Genomic DNA, 16,935 nt, shown 5'->3' with positions numbered 1-16,935 from the left:
CCGTGCCCAGGGCGTGCCGGGCACGGGCGCTGGGACATTCCCGACGTTCGCCTGTGACATGTTAAACGGCAGCCCTGATTACAAGCCGACGTTCCCGCACCTCCCGACGAACGGCCTCGGCATTATGCTCGGCTTGTAGATGAATGGTTGACAGGAGTTGGCCTGATGCGGAGCGAATACGGCACCCGCTCACTCCGCCGAGCGAAGGCATCGATCATATACAGGGCGACCGGCAATCTACGGGTTGTCCAGATCCTGCTCGGCCATAGCAAGATCGAGAATATGGTTAGCTATCTCGGGATCGACGTAGAAGACGCCCAAAAATACCGAAATTTGAGTGTTGGCCTCTCACCTATGGCGAGGGGCCATTTAGCGTAGCCACCAGCGGAGCATTCCGCCCACAAGCGCCAACGCGAAAACGCTAGCAGCCCAAATGCCGAAAAACCATCCAAGGCGACTCAGCCAGAGCGGCATCAATGATACCCCTCAATGCCAACCTTGCCCCGGAAAACCCAATAGGACCAGGCCGTATATGCCAGGATCACGGGCACCATGATCGAGGCTCCAACCAGCATGAACAACTGACTGCGGACGGGCGCTGCAGCTTCCCAGATCGTCACCCGCGCCGGAACGACATCGGGCCAGATCGAGACACCAAGGCCGACCAAGCATAGCCCGAACAGGGCCAACGCCCAGAAGAAAGGCTGCGCATCGCGCTTCAATCGGAGGCTACGATAAAACAGGAATGTTACGACGAGCGTGGCGAGCGGCACCTGCGCTGTCGCGACCACGCCCGGGAAACTCAGCCAGCGCTGAAAGTATTGCGTTTCGAGCCGCAGCGTTGCGAGGCTGATCACGCCGATCATGATGAGCAGGCCGATGCCAAGCCGCCCGGCATAGGTCACCGTCTGCCGTCGCAACCCGCCTTCAGTCTTCCAGTTGAGCCAACAAGCCCCGAGCAGGGCATAGCCGACTAGCAGCCCGACACCCGTCAGCAGACTGAACGGCGACAGCCATTCCCACCAACCCCCGGCATAGCTGCGCCCCTCGACCGTGATGCCCTGTAGCAGCGCGCCGAGCGCAATGCCTTGCGCGAAGGTGGCGACGACCGACCCTGTCGTGAACGCCTTGTCCCAGAAAGCACGGTGCGCCGGGTCGCGCCAGCGGAACTCGAATGCCACGCCGCGGAATACAAGGCCAAGCAGCATTGCGATCATCGGCGCGTAAAGCGCGGGAAGGATGATGGCATAGGCCAGCGGGAATGCGGCAAACAGGCCGCCCACGCCCATAACCAGCCAGGTTTCGTTTCCGTCCCAGACCGGAGCGATGCTGTTCATCGCGGTGTCCCGATCCTGCCCGACCTTGAAGAACGGAAACAGGATGCCGATGCCGAGATCGAAGCCGTCCATCACGACATAGGCGATGATAGCAAAGCCGATGATACAGGCCCAGATGACGGTGAGATCGATCATGACGAAGCTCCCTCGATGATAGCCGGCGCCGGGGTGATCCCCGCACTGCGAATGGGCGCATCACTGGGCGGCGGTTCATGTGCTTCAGGCGGCTTCTTCATGAGTTGAAGCAGATACCAGATGCCCATCCCGAAGACGGCGAAATAGACGACCACGAAGGCCAGCAGCGACGAGGCGACCGCAGGAGCATCCAGCGGTGAAGCGCTTTGGGCGGTCCTCAGCAGACCATAGATTGTGAAGGGTTGCCGTCCGACTTCCGTCACGATCCAGCCGGACAGCACTGCGATCAGTCCCGACGGCCCCATCAGCACAGCGAAGCGATGCAGCAGCGGCCAGTCGTAGAGCGCCTTGCGCCAGCGCGCGATGAGGCTCAGGATCCCGATCCCGAGCATCGCGAAACCGATCCCGACCATTACGCGAAAGGCCCAGAAGACGATACCGACGGGAGGACGATCAGCTGGTGGCACGGTGTCCAGGCCACTCAAGGGCGCATCGAGTTCGTGTTTGAGAATCAGCGACGACGCCTTGGGTATCTCGATGGCATAATACACCCGCTGTTCAGCGCTGTTGGGGATGCCGAACAGGATCAAAGGCGCACCGTGCGGGTGGCTCTGAAAATGGCCTTCCATCGCCATCACCTTCACCGGCTGGTGCTTGAGAGTATTGAGCCCGTGCATGTCGCCGGCGAAGATCTGGATCGGAGCAACGAGCGCCGCCATCCACATCGCCATAGAGAACATCTTGCGTGCGCCGGGATTGGTGCGGTCCTTTAAGAGATGCCATCCTCCGACGGCACCCACGATAAAAGCGGTCGTCAGATAGGCGGCAAGGACCGTGTGAAAGAGCCGATAGGGGAAGCTGGGATTGAAGATGATTGTCAGCCAGCTTGGCCCCGGCAGGAACTGGCCGTTGGCGCCGACCTCATAGCCAACGGGCGTTTGCATCCAGCTGTTGACCGACAGGATCCAGAATGCGGAAATAAAAGTCCCCAGCGCGACTGCAAGCGTCGCGACGAAGTGCAGCTTGCGCCCAACCTTGTTGATCCCGAACAACATGACCCCGAGGAATCCGGCTTCTAAGAAGAAGGCGGTCAGCACCTCATAGGCCATCAGCGGTCCGATGACAGGTCCCGCCTTGTCCGAGAACACTGACCAGTTGGTGCCGAACTGGTAGGACATGACAATGCCCGAGACGACGCCCATCGCGAACACGACGGCGAAGATCTTCAGCCAGTAGCGAAACAGGTTCGCATAGACGCCCTTGCCGGTCTTCAGCCACAGAGCTTCGAGCACGGCCAGATAGCTTGCCAGCCCGATGGAAAAGGCCGGGAAGAGGAAGTGAAAGCTCACCGTGAAGGCGAATTGCGCCCTTGCGAGAATGATGGCGTCCATGAATATCCCCGTTCAGCTGGCGAGTTCGGACCAGCTCTTGAATAGCATGTAGATGGCAACGACGAGCACGAAGACTGCGAAGAGGCTGTTCAACCGGCCCTTTTCGGCGGCCAGTACCTGCGATGCACGCGTGCCGATGACGCTCCCGACAATGCCGCCCACGATGAACACGCCGGCCAGACCCCAAAGGACGTAGCCCGAAAGCGCATAGTTGAGCGCTGTCGTCAGACCGAAGGCCGCGACCGCGACGAGCGAGGTGCCGATCGCGCGCAGGATGGGCATGTGGGTCGAGGCGATCAGCCCCGGCACAATGAGGAAACCGCCGCCGATCCCGAAGAAGCCGGAAAAGGCGCCGGTCCCGAGACCATAGCTGACAACCTTGCCGACATTCTCCCGATTGCATTGCGCGCCCTCGACGCCCTGGTCGCCGCGACCGCGAAACATCAAGACTGCCACAACGATCATCAGGATCGCGAACAGGAACAGCAGCTTGTGCCCATCGATGCTCTTGCCAAGCGTTGAACCGCCGAGCGCACCGACGACGCCGGCAGCAGCATAGATCCCCCCGCACCGCCAGTTCACGGTGCGGGCATGGGCATGGTTCCAGAGGCCAGTAAGCGCATTGGCCGCGACGGCCAATGCACTGGTGCCGATCGCCTCATGCGGATTGCGGACGCCTACGAGATAGAGCAGCAGCGGCACGGCGAGGATCGACCCGCCGCCCCCGACAAGCCCGAGGACAAAGCCCACCAGCGCGCCTGACAGTCCGCCGAGGGCATATTGAAGCGGCTCAAGCATGGCTCAGTGCGCCGCTTCGATCGCGTGCGGCGCGACCATCCATTCCCGGCCCTTGAGCATGCCATGCCAGTAAACCGGCGGCAGGATGGTGTCCTTGAGGAGCCAGGACAGGCGCGAGGGCCGCGTTCCGTCGATCAGCCAATTGGGAAAGCTGGGCAGCAATTTGCCGCCATAGCCGAACTCGGCGAGCACGATCTTGCCAGCCTCGACCGTTAGCGGACAGGAGCCATAGCCGTCATAGTCAGCGGTCGGCGGCTTGCCCTCGAGCACGGCAAGTACATTGACCGCGACAACCGGCGCCTGCTTGCGCGCCGCAGCGGCGGTCTTGGCATTCGAGGCGGAGCAGGCGTCGCCCAATGCAAATACATTAGGATAGCGCACATGTCGAAGCGTCGCCTCGTTGACTTCGATGAAGCCGGAGGCTGCTGCGAGGGAACTGGTGCGCACGAAATCCGGCGCGACCTGTGGCGGCACGACGTGAATCATGTCGAAGCGCTCTTCGACGCGTCCGGTGCCGTCGCTATCCTTGCGTTCGAAAGTCGCCACTTTTGCGGCGCCATCGATCGCGACGAGCTTCGATTCGAAGTTGAGGTGCGCGCCATAGCGCTCGACATATTCCATCAGTGCCGGGACATAGGCGGCAACGCCGAACAGCACCGCGCCGGCGGTGTGGAACTGGACGTCGATGTCTTTCAGGACGCCTGCCTTTTCCCAGCGATGACAGGAAAGGTACATCGCTTTTTGCGGCGCGCCGGCACACTTGATCGGCATTGCGGGCTGGGTGAACAGCGCCCGTCCGCCCTTGAATTGCTTCACCAGTCTGTTGGTGTAGGGCGCAAGATCATAGCCATAGTTGGACGTCACGCCGTTCTTGCCGATCGTATCGGCCAAGCCCGGAATAGCGTTCCAATCCAATTTGATACCCGGACAGGCAACGAGAACACGGTAGCGGACTTCGCCGCCATCACTGAGGATCACCTTGTTTTCGTCGGGGGCAAAATCCGAGGCTGCTGCGCGGATCCAGTTCACTCGGCTCGGCATGACCTGCGCTTCAGTGCGTCGTGTGAACTCTCTCTCGAAGACACCGGCGCCGACCATAGTCCAACCGGGCTGATAATAATGCTCCTCAGATGGCTCGATAACTGCAATATCGAGCTTCGGATTGCGCTTTAGAAGGCTTGCTGCCGTCGCAATCCCCGCTGCACCGCCGCCGACAATCACGACATCGTGAATATGGACTACAGGGGCCGATTGGCTCCGAGAGGAGGAGAGGTCATACAACTTCGTCGACCTCGCGCCGGAGCGGCAAAAGGCGAGAATCGGCCTAGGAAGGCGCGCTAGCGCACTTGCCATGGCCTCAACATTCGCATCGGTAATCGCCCCCGAGACTGCGGGCGCATGCGCGAACTCTAAGCCCAGTCGTTCGGCAGCTTCACGAAGCTCCGTAGCGGCAATCTGACCCTTCTCCTCGTTATCAGGTCGATTGCAGATGATCGCCTTGTAACCTTGGGCGGCGATTGCCGGAAGGTCGGCGAGATCAATCTGCGGGGAGATTGCAAAGTCCCGATTGAGCGGCTTGATGTCCATGGCTTCTCCTCGATCCCGCTCTGAAGCGGGCCTCTTTTCATTTTGTAATGATGCGGTGCGCGGTCATGCCGGCGAGCATGGCGGCGACGAAAATTCCGGCTTCAATTGGTGCGATGGCAAGGTCGGCGAGTGCGGGGCCGGGACATAGTCCCCCGATCGCCCAACCGATCCCGAACAATGACGCTCCGCCAAGCAACTTGGCATCCAGCAAGCTTGTACCGGGCAAGTCGAACGCCTCGCAGACGATCGGTCGCGGCATCCGCTTCTGGACCAACCAGGCGATCGCCATCGGCACCATCGCACCGACCATCACGAAGGCAAGCGTGGGATCCCAGGCCCCGAACAGATCGAGGAAGGCGCGCACCCGCGCGGGGTCAGCCATGCCGGATATGGTGAGCCCAGCTCCGAACAAGGTGCCCGCTAGCAACGAGATGGCAGGGACCTTCACTTCCCAGTGCCGCAGGTTGAAAGGCCGAGCGGGCGGTAGAGCGGACAGAAGCTGACCGCGCTTGTCAGAAGGAATATAACTGCGACGATCGCCAAGCCGACACCGAGGTCCCCGCTGATCGTTCCGGTCCACCAGAGATAACCGATCGCCAAGGCTGCGATGGTGCGCAGCATCCGATCGACCGTTCCCATATTCCTCTTCATGTCCGGTGTCCTCCGACTATCCGTTGATGAAACCGAAAGCGCGCATCAGCCCAACGGTGGCGAAGCCGCTGACCATGAAGGTCAGCGTTGCGACCATCGACCGGCGCGAAAGTCGGGAGAGACCGCAGACCCCGTGACCGCTCGTGCAGCCTGAACCAAGGCGCGTGCCGAAACCTACGAGCAGTCCGGCAATGACCAGTTGCAGGACTGATCCTGTAAAAAGCGGTCTGATACTGCTGGAAGACAGTATGACGAGGAGCGCACCAAGCGGCAGTCCGGCGATGAACGCGAGCGCTATGGCGCGCGGTGTGCCCGTATCGGAAATTCCCGACGCGCGGGCCAACATACCGCTTACACCAGCGATGCGACCAAGTCCGAGCAGCATGATCGCTGCCGCAAGCCCGATCAGCAGGCCGCCAACCAACCCCGCGACGGGGGTGGCATTGGGGAAGCCGGGCAGCATCATACTGCGTTGACCGGAATCTTGAGGTACGTGACGCCATTGTCCTCGGCAGGCGGGAAATGACCGGCGCGCATGTTCACCTGGACAGAAGGCAGAATGAGGCGCGGCATCGCGAGCGTCTTGTCGCGGGCCTCGCGCATCGCGACAAATTCGTCTTCGCTTACCCCGTCATGGATATGGACGTTGGCTTGGCGCTCGGCCTCTACGGTCGTTTCCCAGACATAGTCCTTGCGCCCTTCCGGAAGATAATCGTGGCACATGAACAGCCGCGTTTCCGGCGGGAGCGACAGAAGCCGCATCGCAGATTGATAGAGGGTTCGGGCATCGCCACCGGGAAAATCAGCACGTGCCGTGCCGTAGTCGGGCATGAACATGGTATCGCCGACAAAGACGGCGTCGCCGATCACATAGGCGATACAGGCCGGCGTGTGCCCCGGCACATGCAGCACGGTTACATCAAGATTGCCGATCCGGAAGTGATCACCGTCTTTCCACAAATGATCGAAGTCGGAACCGTTGCGCTCGAAATCGGTGCCCGCGTTGAAAAGCTTACCAAATGCCTGCTGCACCGTGATGATTTGCTCGCCGATGGCGATTTGCCCGCCCAACTTCTCCTTCAGATATGGCGCAGCTGACAGGTGATCCGCGTGAGCGTGCGTCTCCAGGTGCCAGTCGATAGCAAGCCCCTTCTCCTCGACAAAAGCGACAAGCGCGTTTGCCGAGGAGAAGGAGGTGCGACCCGAGGCGGGGTCATAGTCCAGCACGCTGTCGATGATCGCAGCGTGGCGGCTCTCGGGATCATGAACAACATAGGTCACCGTGAAGGTCGGCTCGTCAAAGAACGCCTTGATCTGGGGGGTGTCCGTTTGAGCGGCTGAGATCTGCGATGAGGCGGCTGCAAGAGCGGAGTCGGCCACGGAAAACCTCACAAATTCACATTTACATATATCGTGTAATCGAATAATCTTGTTGCGTCAAGAGGGAGGAGCGTCGAAGGAGACGTCATGGAAATGGCCCAAAGAATTGAATCTCGCTCACCGCGCATTGGAGAGCCCGCGCCAGACTTTCGCGCCCGTTCGACCGGGGGCGAAATTCAGCTTTCAAAGTTGCGTGGACGATGGGTGATCTTTTTTTCCCATCCCGCTGACTTCACGCCAGTTTGCAGCACCGAATTCGCTGAACTCGCCCGTCGGCAGTCGGAATTTGATGCCCTTGAAACGTCGCTGTTGGGACTGTCAGTCGACAGCCTTTACTCGCACATGGCGTGGGTCAGAGCGATCCGAGAGACGCTCGGAGCGGATGTCCGCTTCCCGATAATCGAGGATCCGAGCATGGCGATTGGGCATGCCTATGGCATGGTTGACGAGCAATCTGCTGACAGCATGGCTATGCGTTCGACATTCTTCATCGATCCCGAAGGGGTCATAAGGGCGATCACATGCTACCCCCATAATGTTGGGCGATCGGTCGATGAGATGCTGCGGTTGCTTAAAGCACTGCAAGTGGTGGGCAGTGCCCAGAAACTTGCGCCTGAAGGATGGCGGGAAGGACAGCCTTTGCTCTGCCCACCATCTGACATCGCAGAAGATCGCCAGGACTGGTTTTGCCGCTTTGCGGACGCGCTATGAACGAGGCATTTTACGAGGACCGCGAAGCTGCGACCGTCGCGTCCGAAAAGCTCAAGGTCTTTGCGCAACCACAGCGCCTCATGATCCTCTCTTGCCTGTTACGCGGGGAGCGCAACGTATCGGAGATCGGCGAAGCGACAGACATTGTCCAACCAGCACTCAGCCAGCAGCTAGGGGAGTTACGCCGGGCCAATCTCGTTCAAACGAGAAAGGAGGCCAAACTCGTTTGGTACGCGCTTGCTGACGAGGGGGTCGCTTTGTGCGTCCGAACAATGGAAGCGATTTTCGGAGGCCTGGGTAAGGTCGAAGAAATCCGGCCGTCTGCCAAACCGGAGCGTCGTCCATCATTACCTGAAGGGGTGGCCGGATTTGCTCAAGTGCTTGATTAAGATATTTACGCGCTGTTTGCCTCGTTTGGCTTTGTAGCGAGTGCTGCGGTGGTCGCTGCAAGCGACACGCTCTTAACGTCGTAGAAGAAGTTTCATGTGCGCAGCTTTTGGGCCTTTGTCCTAAATTGCTTTCCCGACCAAGCTGCCAATGCCAGCGGTCAAACCCATGGCCAACGCCCCCCAGAACACCACACGACCGACAGGTTTGAGCGGGTTTGCACCGCCAGCGGCAGCTCCCACCCATCCCAGGAGCGCCAGGAACAGGAGCGATCCCAGCGCTTCGCCTGTTACGGTGAGCGACGCCGGCAGCAAAGCCGCAAGGATGAGAGGCAGCAGGGCTCCGGCCGTGAACGTCGAGGCAGACGTCAATGCCGCTGTGATCGGGCGTGCGGCAGTCATCTCGGTGATGTGGAGTTCTTCGCGAGCATGAGCACCCAGTGCATCATGCTCCATGAGTTGTTTCGCAACCTCATGCGAGGTCTTTTCGTCGACCCCTCGCTGAACATAGAAACCAGCCAACTCTGCCAATTCCGCATCGGGATTGTCAGCGATTTCCTGCTGCTCCCGGCGCAAGTCCGCCGCTTCGGTGTCAGACTGAGAGCTTACCGACACATATTCGCCCGCCGCCATCGACATCGCGCCGGCCACCAGACCCGCTATACCAGATATCAACATGGAAGAACGGGAGGCACCGGACGCAGCGACGCCGATCATCAGGCTAGCCGTGGATACGATGCCGTCGTTGGCGCCTAGCACCGCGGCACGAAGCCATCCGATACGAGAGACGAGATGGGTTTCCCGGTGGCTGCGCATCGTAATCCCCTTTGAAGCCAAGCCATTTCTTTGACCCGCATTATAGCCTGTTCGCTATCTCGTGCCAGTCCGGCAAGCTCGATCCGCACAAATTTGGAGGCGCGACGCCGTATCGGATCACAAGCGTCAGAAGAAATTCATATGGTCAGGACGATGTCAGATCGGTTCGGTAATATGCCGGGTAAAACCATCGCCGGATGAGAGCATGCGCATTCTGATCATTGAAGACAATCGCCACCTGGCAGATCTGACGGCGGAGGGCCTTACGCGTCGGAAATTCGTATGCGATTGTGCCTATTCGGCAGCGGAGGCGGATCTGGCTCTTGGGTCGGCTCAGTATGATGCACTCATCCTCGATCTGGGCTTGCCCGATGGTGACGGCGTACATTGGATCAAGAAGAGGCGTGACGCGGGCCTTGCGGTGCCGGTCCTGATGCTGACAGCCCGCAGTTCGCTCCAGCAGCGGGTCGATGGACTGGACGGCGGCGCTGACGACTATGTCGTCAAACCGGTAGAGGCGGATGAGCTGGCAGCGAGGATTCGGGCACTACTTCGCCGTCCGGGAGCTCGGGCAGCGCCCGTGTTGGAGGTGGGCAGCCTATCCTATGACACGAGCGCTCATCGCGCGCGGTATCAGGGTAAGGCCATCGATCTGTCACCTCGCGAGACCAGCCTGCTTGAGTTACTCATGCGGGAGGCTGGTGCAGTCGTTCGTCGATCTCGTATCGAAAATGCACTGTATAGTTTTCGAGACGAGATATCCCCTAATGCAGTGGATGCCGCAATCTCGCGGCTGCGTCGTCGACTTGAGGAATGCGGAGCTCGCAACATGCTCCATACGATCAAGGGGCTAGGCTACTTGCTAGAAGACCGGGAACCGTGCTGAAGCGACTTTCGGTTGGCCATCGGCTCATCGGTGGCCTGCTGCTGGTTGGCGCCATCGGTACGGTGTCGCTGATCTACGCTGTCCTCTCGGAATATGGCATACCGTTTAGCGCCTTGCTCGATCCGACCATGCGCGACGCGGCATCGACGGAACTGTTCGATCATGTTCTCATCCCACTGGTGGTGCTGATCCTGCCAATGGGCCTTGCAACCACATGGGTCATCAGAACGGCGTTCGAGCCCCTGAGCAAAGCGGCGCGTCATATCGAAACCGCACCGACCGAACGCGGGATGCAGATCGATGAAGCCGATATGCCTGCTGAAGCGAAACCGTTCGTGCGATCCATCAACAACCTGCTTCACCGACTCGACACCTCAGCTCAGCAACAGGCGGATTTTGCGTCTGACGTCGCCCACGAATTGCGGACGCCGTTGGCCATTTTGTCTCTAGAGCTTGATCGACGCGAGGGATCGGATGGAGATCCTCTGAAGGCGCAGGTCAGCGCCATGCGCCGTCTTGTGGATCAGCTCCTGCTACTGGCGCAGATCGACGCGGACGCCACCATGCCCATGACGCCTGAGCCACTCGATCTCGAGACATTGGCTGAAGACAGTGTCTCGTCCCTGGCAGCGACCGTCATCGCGCAAGGACGCGAGATCGCGATAGAGTCCGAAGGCCAGGTGCCAAAGATATACGGCCACAGGGAAGCGATCGGGGCGGGAATCCGAAACCTTATTGAAAATGCCGTCCGCGCGACGCCCATGGGTGGCACCGTGACGATCATATCCGGGCCCGGAGCGATCATCAGGGTGCGCGACCAAGGCGCCGGCCTCAGCGAAGAGAAGCTGGCGCAACTCATCCGCCGCCATCAGCGAGCAGACCATGCCAGCCCCCATGGCGCGGGTCTCGGCCTCTCCATAACCCATCGGATTATGAGCGCACATAACGGTCATATTCGAACGAGCGAGACCTTGAGAGAACTCATCCTGGATTTCCGCCTGCAGTAATTTCCCATCGTCAAGACGCCGTCAGGTTGAACCCGATATCGCGGCGAAATGGAAAACGGACGCAAATATCTGGTGGGCGGCGCCATTGTAGCCGTCGCAGTCGCGGGCTTGGGCTGGACTATGTTTCCTCGCTCGGAAACCGTCTCGGCGGGAACGCAGGTCAAGACCGAGAAAGCTGCCGGCATGCTTGCCGTGCTGCCGGACAGGGCGAGATTGCTCGGCATCAAGGCCTCTCCGGCATTGCCTGCATCAGAAGCGCCGATCGCCGATCTCCCCGCCACGATCAGTCCGCCCGCTAACGCGCGTGTAGCGGTGACCGCGACACTTCCGGGTGTGGTGATGCGCACCATGGTTGTGGAAGGCGACAGCGTACAGGCCGGGCAACCACTGGCCGTGGTTTCGAGCCGTGACATTCTGACGCTGGGCGCCGATCTCGCGCGTGCAAATGCACGGTTGGGTGTCGCGCAGACGAGTGCCGCCAGGCTGTCCCAACTGGACAAGGAAGGGGTGATTGCCGGAGCGCGAGCCGACGAAGCCCGCGCAGTGGCCATGGAGGCGCGTGCGGACGTTCGCGAGAAAAGCCGCATTCTCAGCCTTGTCGGCGGGCATGGGAGCAGCGGCACCTACACGCTGACAGCTCCGATCGCGGGCAGAATTACGCGTGCCAAGATCCAGACAGGCGACCCGTTGGACGGGACGACTGCTCCCTATGTGATCGATGCGAATGGCCGTTACGAAGTCGTCGCGCAGGTTCCCGAGCGGCTTGTTGGACAGATCAGACCCGGCATGACGGTCAAACTCGGCGCGCTTTCTGGCACCGTCACATCTGTCGGCAGCACCATCGACGCGATGACGCGATCTGCCTCGCTGAAGGCGAGCCTTCCCGCCGCTCCAGGGGTCATCGCAGGCGCCACGGGCAATGTCACGATATTCGGGCCTGCACCGAAAGGCGCAGTCGTCCTGCCTGCCGCGGCCGTAGTGGATACTGACGGCAAGTCGGTGGTCTTCGTGGCGGTCCGGGGCGGTTATGTTCAGCGCAGGGTGACAAAGGGCGGCGCGGTGGATGGCCAGGTCCTTCTCCTGACCGGCGTCAGCGTCGGTGAGAACGTCGTCACTACGGGCACAAGCGCGCTCAAAGCGCTCGCCATCTCGAAATAGGTCGGGCCCATGCTTCAGTCACTCGTCGCGAAGGCTCTGTCCTATCGCCTGCTCGTCGTAGCGCTTGCGCTGGCTGTCGCCGGCCTCGGCGCATGGGCCTTCGTTCAGCTACCCGTGGATGCTTATCCCAATATAGCGCAGACGCAGGTCAAGATCATTCTCAAGGCTCCCGGCATGACGCCGGAAGAGGTCGAAAGCCGCGTCATTGCCCCGATCGAGATGGAGATGCTGGGCATTCCCCGGCAGTCTATCCTGCGTTCGTCCGCCAAATATGCGATTGCCGATATCACCATCGACTTCACCGATGGCACAGATATCTACTGGGCGCGTCAGCAGGTGGCGGAGCGCCTGTCCGGAGTGATGGCGGATTTGCCGGCGAGCGTGTCGGGTGGCCTGGCGCCGATTTCCACGCCTCTGTCCGATATCTTCATGTTCACGATCGAGGGGCCGCTCAGCCTCCAGCAAAGGCGAGAGCTTCTCGACTGGACCATCCGTCCCGCGCTGCGGACGGTGCCCGGTGTCGCCGACGTCAACGCACTTGGTGGATATGTCCGTACCTTCGAGGTCCGGCCCGATCCTCTCGCCTTGGCCGGAGCCCATCTATCCGTTGCCGACATCAAGACGGCCATCGACGGTGGCAATCGCAACGACGGAGCCGGCCGCCTCGTCACTGGCGAAGAATCCCTGATCGTTCGGGCTGTCGGCGCGATCCGATCCGTGGCCGATCTCCAGTCGCTGGTCATAACGAGCCGTGACGGGCGCATCGTCCGCCTGGGGGATGTGGCGAGTGTCGGGACGGGCAGCCTGACGCGCTATGGCGCGGTATCCAAGAACGGCAAGGCAGAGGCGGTCGAGGGCCTTGTGATCGCTCTTCGCGGTGCCGATGCACGGCAGGTTGTGACCGGCGTCAAAGACCGTCTGGCCGAGGTCGAGCGTGGCCTGCCAGCCGGAACGCACATCGCGGTCTTCTACGATCGGTCCGATCTGATCGGCCGAGCGGTTGGAACGGTTGAGGAGGCGTTGCTGGAAGCGACCGTCCTGGTCGTAATCCTTCTGATCGTTTTCCTCGGTGACTGGCGAGCCGCCGCGATCGTGGCGGTCACACTGCCGATGGCCGCGCTGGTGACGTTCCTGTTCATGAGCATGGCCGGGTTGTCCGCGAATCTCATGAGCCTCGGTGGACTGGCCATTGCTATTGGCATGCTTGTGGATGGTGCGGTCGTTGTGGTGGAGAACGTCGTAGAGCGTCTGTCGCACCAACAGGATGACTCCCATCCGCGCCTTCACCAGGTCTTCCGCGCAACCAGCGACGTGACGGTGCCGGTATCGGCGGGCATCATCATCATCGCGCTTGTGTTCCTTCCTCTGCTCTCGCTGCAGGGGCTGGAAGGCAAGCTGTTCGCGCCGGTTGCCCTCACCATTGTCTTCGCCCTGGCAGGATCGCTCCTGCTCGCGCTGACGCTCGTTCCCGTTCTTGCCTCGTTCGGCTTGAAAAGCGGACATCATGGGGACCCATGGGTGATGCGCTGGCTAACGCCTCGCTACCGTGCGCTTCTGAATGGCGCGTTTGCGCGCAAGCGCCTGGTCTACGGCCTCTCGGCTCTCGGACTGGTCCTCGCCGGATTGGCCTATGGAGCAGTGGGCAAAACCTTCATGCCGACGATGGATGAAGGGTCAGTCATCGTGCAGCTGACGAAGCTGCCCTCCATCAGCCTGGCCCAGTCCGTCGAGGGCGACAAGGCGGTCGAGCGCGCGTTGATGGGTGTCCCCGAGGTGCAGGAAGTCATCGCGCGGGTTGGTGCTGACGAAATCGGGCTTGATCCGATGGGACCTAATGAGACCGACACCTTCGTCCGTCTGAAGCCGCAGTCCGAGTGGCGCGGCAGCAAGGAGTTCGTCCTGGAGCAGATCCGCAAGGCCGTCGACGGCCTGCCTGGCATCCAGCCCAGTTTCACCCAGCCGATCGAAATGCGTGTCTCGGAAATGCTGACCGGCGCCCGGGGCGACCTGGCTGTCAAGATTTTCGGACCGGATTCGGCGGTCCTCGCGGATCTTGCAGGTCGCGTGCAGCATGAGTTGGGCCAGGTGCGCGGCGCGACGGAAGTGTTGACGGTCGCGAACGACAGCGTGGACTACCTGCAGCTCGACATCGACCGAGCAGCCGCAGGCCGGTTTGGCATGCCGATCGATCAGTTACAGGACACCTTGCGCGCACAGGTGGAAGGCGTTCGGTCCGGTATCGTCGCCGAAGGTCAGAAGCGGATCCCGATCGTCATCCGCGGTGACGAAAGCATCCGCAATGATGCGACCCGGTTTGAAGACCTGCAGATCATGACGCCGGGTGGAACGCTCGCCCGGGTCAGCGACATGGCGCAGGTGAAGCATACGCAGGGTCCGGTGAAGCTCGACCATGAGAATGGTTCCCGCTTCGCTCTGGTCCAGGCCTTCGTCTCTGGTCGTGATCTGGTGGGCTATGTGGACGAGGCGAAGGCCGCAGTCGCGAGCAAGGTGCCGCTCCCGCCCGGCTATCGCATCGTGTGGGGTGGCCAGTTCGAAAATCAGCAGCGTGCATCGGCTCGGCTCATGATGGTCATTCCCGTCGCGCTGCTCCTTATCTTCTTCGTCCTGCTCGCCACCTTGCGTTCGCTGCGGGCCGCCACGCTGATCCTGGTCAACATTCCCTTCGCCATGGTCGGCGGCCTGATCTCGCTCTGGGCATCGGGAGAGTATCTGTCAGTGCCTGCTTCCGTCGGCTTCATTGCTCTGCTTGGCATCGCGGTGCTGAACGGCTTGGTGCTGGTCTCCTATTTCCGCCAACTCCGTCAGGAGGGGCAGAGCATGACGCAGACGGTGCGCCTGGGTGCCGAGCGACGCCTCCGCCCCGTCCTAATGACCGCGAGTATTACCGCTTTCGGCCTGGTCCCCCTGCTGTTCGCGACCGGTCCGGGATCCGAAATACAGCGCCCGCTTGCCATTGTGGTCATCGGCGGGCTGGTCACGTCCACGTTGCTCACTCTGGTACTTCTCCCGATCCTTTTCGAAAGGTTCGGAGAGGGCCGCGGCGAGCAGGATTTCGAAGAGGTGCTGGCCAATGGCTGAGCTTCTGCTGGTCCTCCACTGTTCCCCTCCGGATGCGGGAACTCTGGTGGAGGCTATTCGAACCGTTGCGTCCGCGCCGATCCATCGCCGTGAGGAAGCCGTTCTCGGTCGCGACTTCAGCGACGCCGGAACGCATGAGCAGGTAAGAGGAGTCCTCCATCGGATCGCATTCGAGCTCGTCGTCGAGGATTCCATGATCCCCGCCATAATCGCTGCGGTTGCCTCATCGCGCCGCAAACAACCTGTGCGCTGGCACTCCTTGCCGATCATCGAGCGCGGGAGGATTTCATGAAGAAGCTGACTGCCCTCTTGCCGCTATCCATCTCGATAGCGACTGCGCTCGCAACTGCCGCGCACGCGCAAGCGACTGGTCTTCAATGGTCCTTGCCGCCTGAGGAGCAGGTGGTGAAGGCGCTTGACGGTCATCCGACCGTCGAGGCAGCGGGCAAGCGCGTCGGCGCTGCATCGGCGGCGAGCGATATGCTCCGCGTTGGCCCTCACGAGGTCCAGCTCACCGGAAGCTACATCAATCGCGACGTGCGGCTGGAGCGGAATTATACGGAGTTCGACGGCACGGTCAGCCGATCTTTTCGCTTGCCCGGGAAGGCTGCCCTGGATCGCGAGGCAGGCCAGCTTGGTGTCGAAGTCGCGCAAAACCGGATGGAAGATACGCGCCATCAGGCGGCCTTGTATCTGTCGCAGCTCTGGTACGACTGGCTGACGGCAAGCGAGCTCAACCGCACGGATCAATCGAACGTCGCATTACTCGAACGCGGTCTCGCTGCCGTGAAGAGGCGAGTGCAGTTACGCGATGCATCGATGCTTGACACCGACCAGGCCCAGGCGGCGCTCGATCAGGCCAAGGGTGTCGCGGCAGCCAGCCTGGCTGATATGAAACAGGCGCGAGCGCTGCTGCAATCGAACTTCCCCGATCTGGCCCTGCCGTCGGACGCACCATCCTTGGCTGATCCAGTCCTGCCTTCTCAGGACCTGACTGCACTTCATGATCTGGTGATCCAGCGCAGTCATGAAATTGGGGCTGCTGATCGCGAAGCTCTGCGTCTTGAAGTCGTCGCACGGCGGGCGAAGGCTGATCGCTTGCCGGACCCACAGCTGGGCGTCCGGGCCTTTAGCGAGCGTTCTGGCATTGAACGCGGTGTCGGTGTCGTCTTCTCGATCCCATTGGGAGGACGATACCGGAAATTCCAGCAGGATCAGGCGGAAGCCAATGCCTCCGCTGCCTCTATGGATCTCGCGCAAGCGCGCCGGATGGTGCTGGCGATGGCCGATACTGATATGGCGAACGCCTCTGGCCGCTACGTCGCTTGGCAGCGGCTTCAGGGTGCTGCCAGAAGTTCGCTCGACGCCGCCACACGGACGGAGCGCGGGTACGAAGGGGGCATTATCGACCTGTCCGATCTGCTCTATTCCCGACGGCAAGCACATGATGCGGACCGGCTGGCCATAGACGCGCGCAGCTCTGCGACACGAGCTATCGTGAAATTACTCATCGATTCTCATACGATATGGCAAGGTAACGAGAAGGAGCCATGAGGGCGTAGGTTGGCAATCGCTGTAGAGAATGAAGTCATC

The 16,935-nt window shown here is 61.0% G+C and carries 18 protein-coding genes and 1 pseudogene; 9 read left to right on the top strand and 10 right to left on the bottom strand.

Translation table 11 applies throughout. From position 1 onward, the window contains the following. Nucleotides 1-117 precede the first annotated feature (117 nt). Nucleotides 118-378 (top strand): annotated as a pseudogene (locus tag ACI6S0_RS15810) (hypothetical protein); the annotation flags it as partial. Here the strand turns inward: ACI6S0_RS15810 and ACI6S0_RS15805 are convergent. Genes ACI6S0_RS15805 through ACI6S0_RS15765 form a run of 9 tightly spaced genes read right to left on the bottom strand, consistent with a single transcriptional unit; the run spans nucleotide 370 to nucleotide 7,279 of the window. Continuing rightward, nucleotides 370-474 carry a DUF2474 family protein gene (locus tag ACI6S0_RS15805; protein WP_080572849.1) on the bottom strand — a complete coding sequence of 35 codons (105 nt, stop codon included), beginning with the start codon at nucleotides 472-474 and terminating at the stop codon, nucleotides 370-372. The pseudogene ACI6S0_RS15810 and the gene ACI6S0_RS15805 overlap by 9 nt on opposite strands. Continuing rightward, entirely contained in the window at nucleotides 474-1,472 is a 999-nt protein-coding gene (cydB, locus tag ACI6S0_RS15800) for a cytochrome d ubiquinol oxidase subunit II (RefSeq protein ID WP_010338381.1), read from the bottom strand. The genes ACI6S0_RS15805 and cydB overlap by 1 nt, the downstream gene beginning before the upstream one ends. Further along, nucleotides 1,469-2,863 (bottom strand): cytochrome ubiquinol oxidase subunit I, encoded by a 1,395-nt coding sequence (locus ACI6S0_RS15795; protein ID WP_010338382.1) that lies wholly within the window; start codon nucleotides 2,861-2,863, stop codon nucleotides 1,469-1,471. The genes cydB and ACI6S0_RS15795 overlap by 4 nt, the downstream gene beginning before the upstream one ends. A gap of 12 nt (nucleotides 2,864-2,875) precedes the next feature. Beyond that, a complete protein-coding gene (locus ACI6S0_RS15790; RefSeq protein ID WP_010338383.1) occupies nucleotides 2,876-3,661 on the bottom strand; it encodes a sulfite exporter TauE/SafE family protein in 786 nt (261 codons plus the stop codon). Between the two features lie 3 nt (nucleotides 3,662-3,664). Beyond that, nucleotides 3,665-5,248, bottom strand: coding sequence for a bifunctional protein tyrosine phosphatase family protein/NAD(P)/FAD-dependent oxidoreductase (locus tag ACI6S0_RS15785; protein ID WP_029547838.1), 1,584 nt, complete (start codon nucleotides 5,246-5,248; stop codon nucleotides 3,665-3,667). A gap of 37 nt (nucleotides 5,249-5,285) precedes the next feature. Then, complete coding sequence (locus ACI6S0_RS15780; RefSeq protein WP_010338385.1) at nucleotides 5,286-5,696, bottom strand: DUF6691 family protein; 411 nt, start codon at nucleotides 5,694-5,696, stop codon at nucleotides 5,286-5,288. Further along, nucleotides 5,693-5,899 carry a YgaP family membrane protein gene (locus ACI6S0_RS15775; RefSeq protein WP_010338386.1) on the bottom strand — a complete coding sequence of 69 codons (207 nt, stop codon included), beginning with the start codon at nucleotides 5,897-5,899 and terminating at the stop codon, nucleotides 5,693-5,695. Before ACI6S0_RS15775 ends, ACI6S0_RS15780 begins: the two co-directional genes overlap by 4 nt. A 16-nt stretch (nucleotides 5,900-5,915) precedes the next feature. Further along, nucleotides 5,916-6,365, bottom strand: coding sequence for a YeeE/YedE family protein (locus ACI6S0_RS15770; RefSeq protein ID WP_010338387.1), 450 nt, complete (start codon nucleotides 6,363-6,365; stop codon nucleotides 5,916-5,918). Beyond that, entirely contained in the window at nucleotides 6,362-7,279 is a 918-nt protein-coding gene (locus ACI6S0_RS15765) for an MBL fold metallo-hydrolase (RefSeq protein ID WP_010338389.1), read from the bottom strand. The genes ACI6S0_RS15770 and ACI6S0_RS15765 overlap by 4 nt, the downstream gene beginning before the upstream one ends. A gap of 87 nt (nucleotides 7,280-7,366) precedes the next feature. On the opposite strand from ACI6S0_RS15765, the gene ACI6S0_RS15760 reads away from it, so the two are divergent. Then, a complete protein-coding gene (locus ACI6S0_RS15760; protein WP_010338390.1) occupies nucleotides 7,367-7,990 on the top strand; it encodes a peroxiredoxin in 624 nt (207 codons plus the stop codon). Beyond that, nucleotides 7,987-8,379, top strand: a complete 393-nt coding sequence (locus ACI6S0_RS15755; RefSeq protein WP_010338391.1) for an ArsR/SmtB family transcription factor — start codon at nucleotides 7,987-7,989, stop codon at nucleotides 8,377-8,379. Before ACI6S0_RS15760 ends, ACI6S0_RS15755 begins: the two co-directional genes overlap by 4 nt. A gap of 120 nt (nucleotides 8,380-8,499) precedes the next feature. Here the strand turns inward: ACI6S0_RS15755 and ACI6S0_RS15750 are convergent, their stop codons facing one another. Next, nucleotides 8,500-9,192 carry a VIT1/CCC1 transporter family protein gene (locus ACI6S0_RS15750; protein ID WP_010338392.1) on the bottom strand — a complete coding sequence of 231 codons (693 nt, stop codon included), beginning with the start codon at nucleotides 9,190-9,192 and terminating at the stop codon, nucleotides 8,500-8,502. 205 nt (nucleotides 9,193-9,397) lie between these two features. On the opposite strand from ACI6S0_RS15750, the gene ACI6S0_RS15745 reads away from it, so the two are divergent. From ACI6S0_RS15745 to ACI6S0_RS15720, 6 genes are read left to right on the top strand one after another with little or no spacing between them, the layout of a single operon-like run. Further along, complete coding sequence (locus ACI6S0_RS15745; RefSeq protein WP_010338393.1) at nucleotides 9,398-10,078, top strand: response regulator; 681 nt, start codon at nucleotides 9,398-9,400, stop codon at nucleotides 10,076-10,078. Then, nucleotides 10,072-11,085 (top strand): sensor histidine kinase, encoded by a 1,014-nt coding sequence (locus tag ACI6S0_RS15740; protein WP_010338394.1) that lies wholly within the window; start codon nucleotides 10,072-10,074, stop codon nucleotides 11,083-11,085. The genes ACI6S0_RS15745 and ACI6S0_RS15740 overlap by 7 nt, the downstream gene beginning before the upstream one ends. Before the next feature lie 48 nt (nucleotides 11,086-11,133). Then, nucleotides 11,134-12,243 (top strand): efflux RND transporter periplasmic adaptor subunit, encoded by a 1,110-nt coding sequence (locus ACI6S0_RS15735; RefSeq protein WP_036530305.1) that lies wholly within the window; start codon nucleotides 11,134-11,136, stop codon nucleotides 12,241-12,243. A 9-nt stretch (nucleotides 12,244-12,252) separates the two neighbouring features. Then, nucleotides 12,253-15,342: an efflux RND transporter permease subunit gene (locus ACI6S0_RS15730; RefSeq protein WP_036530303.1), complete on the top strand. Its 3,090-nt coding sequence runs from the start codon at nucleotides 12,253-12,255 to the stop codon at nucleotides 15,340-15,342. After that, nucleotides 15,335-15,634 carry a DUF3240 family protein gene (locus tag ACI6S0_RS15725; protein ID WP_010338397.1) on the top strand — a complete coding sequence of 100 codons (300 nt, stop codon included), beginning with the start codon at nucleotides 15,335-15,337 and terminating at the stop codon, nucleotides 15,632-15,634. Before ACI6S0_RS15730 ends, ACI6S0_RS15725 begins: the two co-directional genes overlap by 8 nt. Beyond that, complete coding sequence (locus ACI6S0_RS15720; RefSeq protein ID WP_010338398.1) at nucleotides 15,631-16,896, top strand: TolC family protein; 1,266 nt, start codon at nucleotides 15,631-15,633, stop codon at nucleotides 16,894-16,896. Before ACI6S0_RS15725 ends, ACI6S0_RS15720 begins: the two co-directional genes overlap by 4 nt. Nucleotides 16,897-16,935 lie beyond the last annotated feature (39 nt).

The organism is Sphingobium sp. DN12, from assembly GCF_051058005.1.
Classification (GTDB): domain Bacteria; phylum Pseudomonadota; class Alphaproteobacteria; order Sphingomonadales; family Sphingomonadaceae; genus Sphingobium; species Sphingobium yanoikuyae.
Note: the sequence above shows the minus strand (reverse complement) of the source record. Positions and strands in the feature narration are given on the sequence as shown.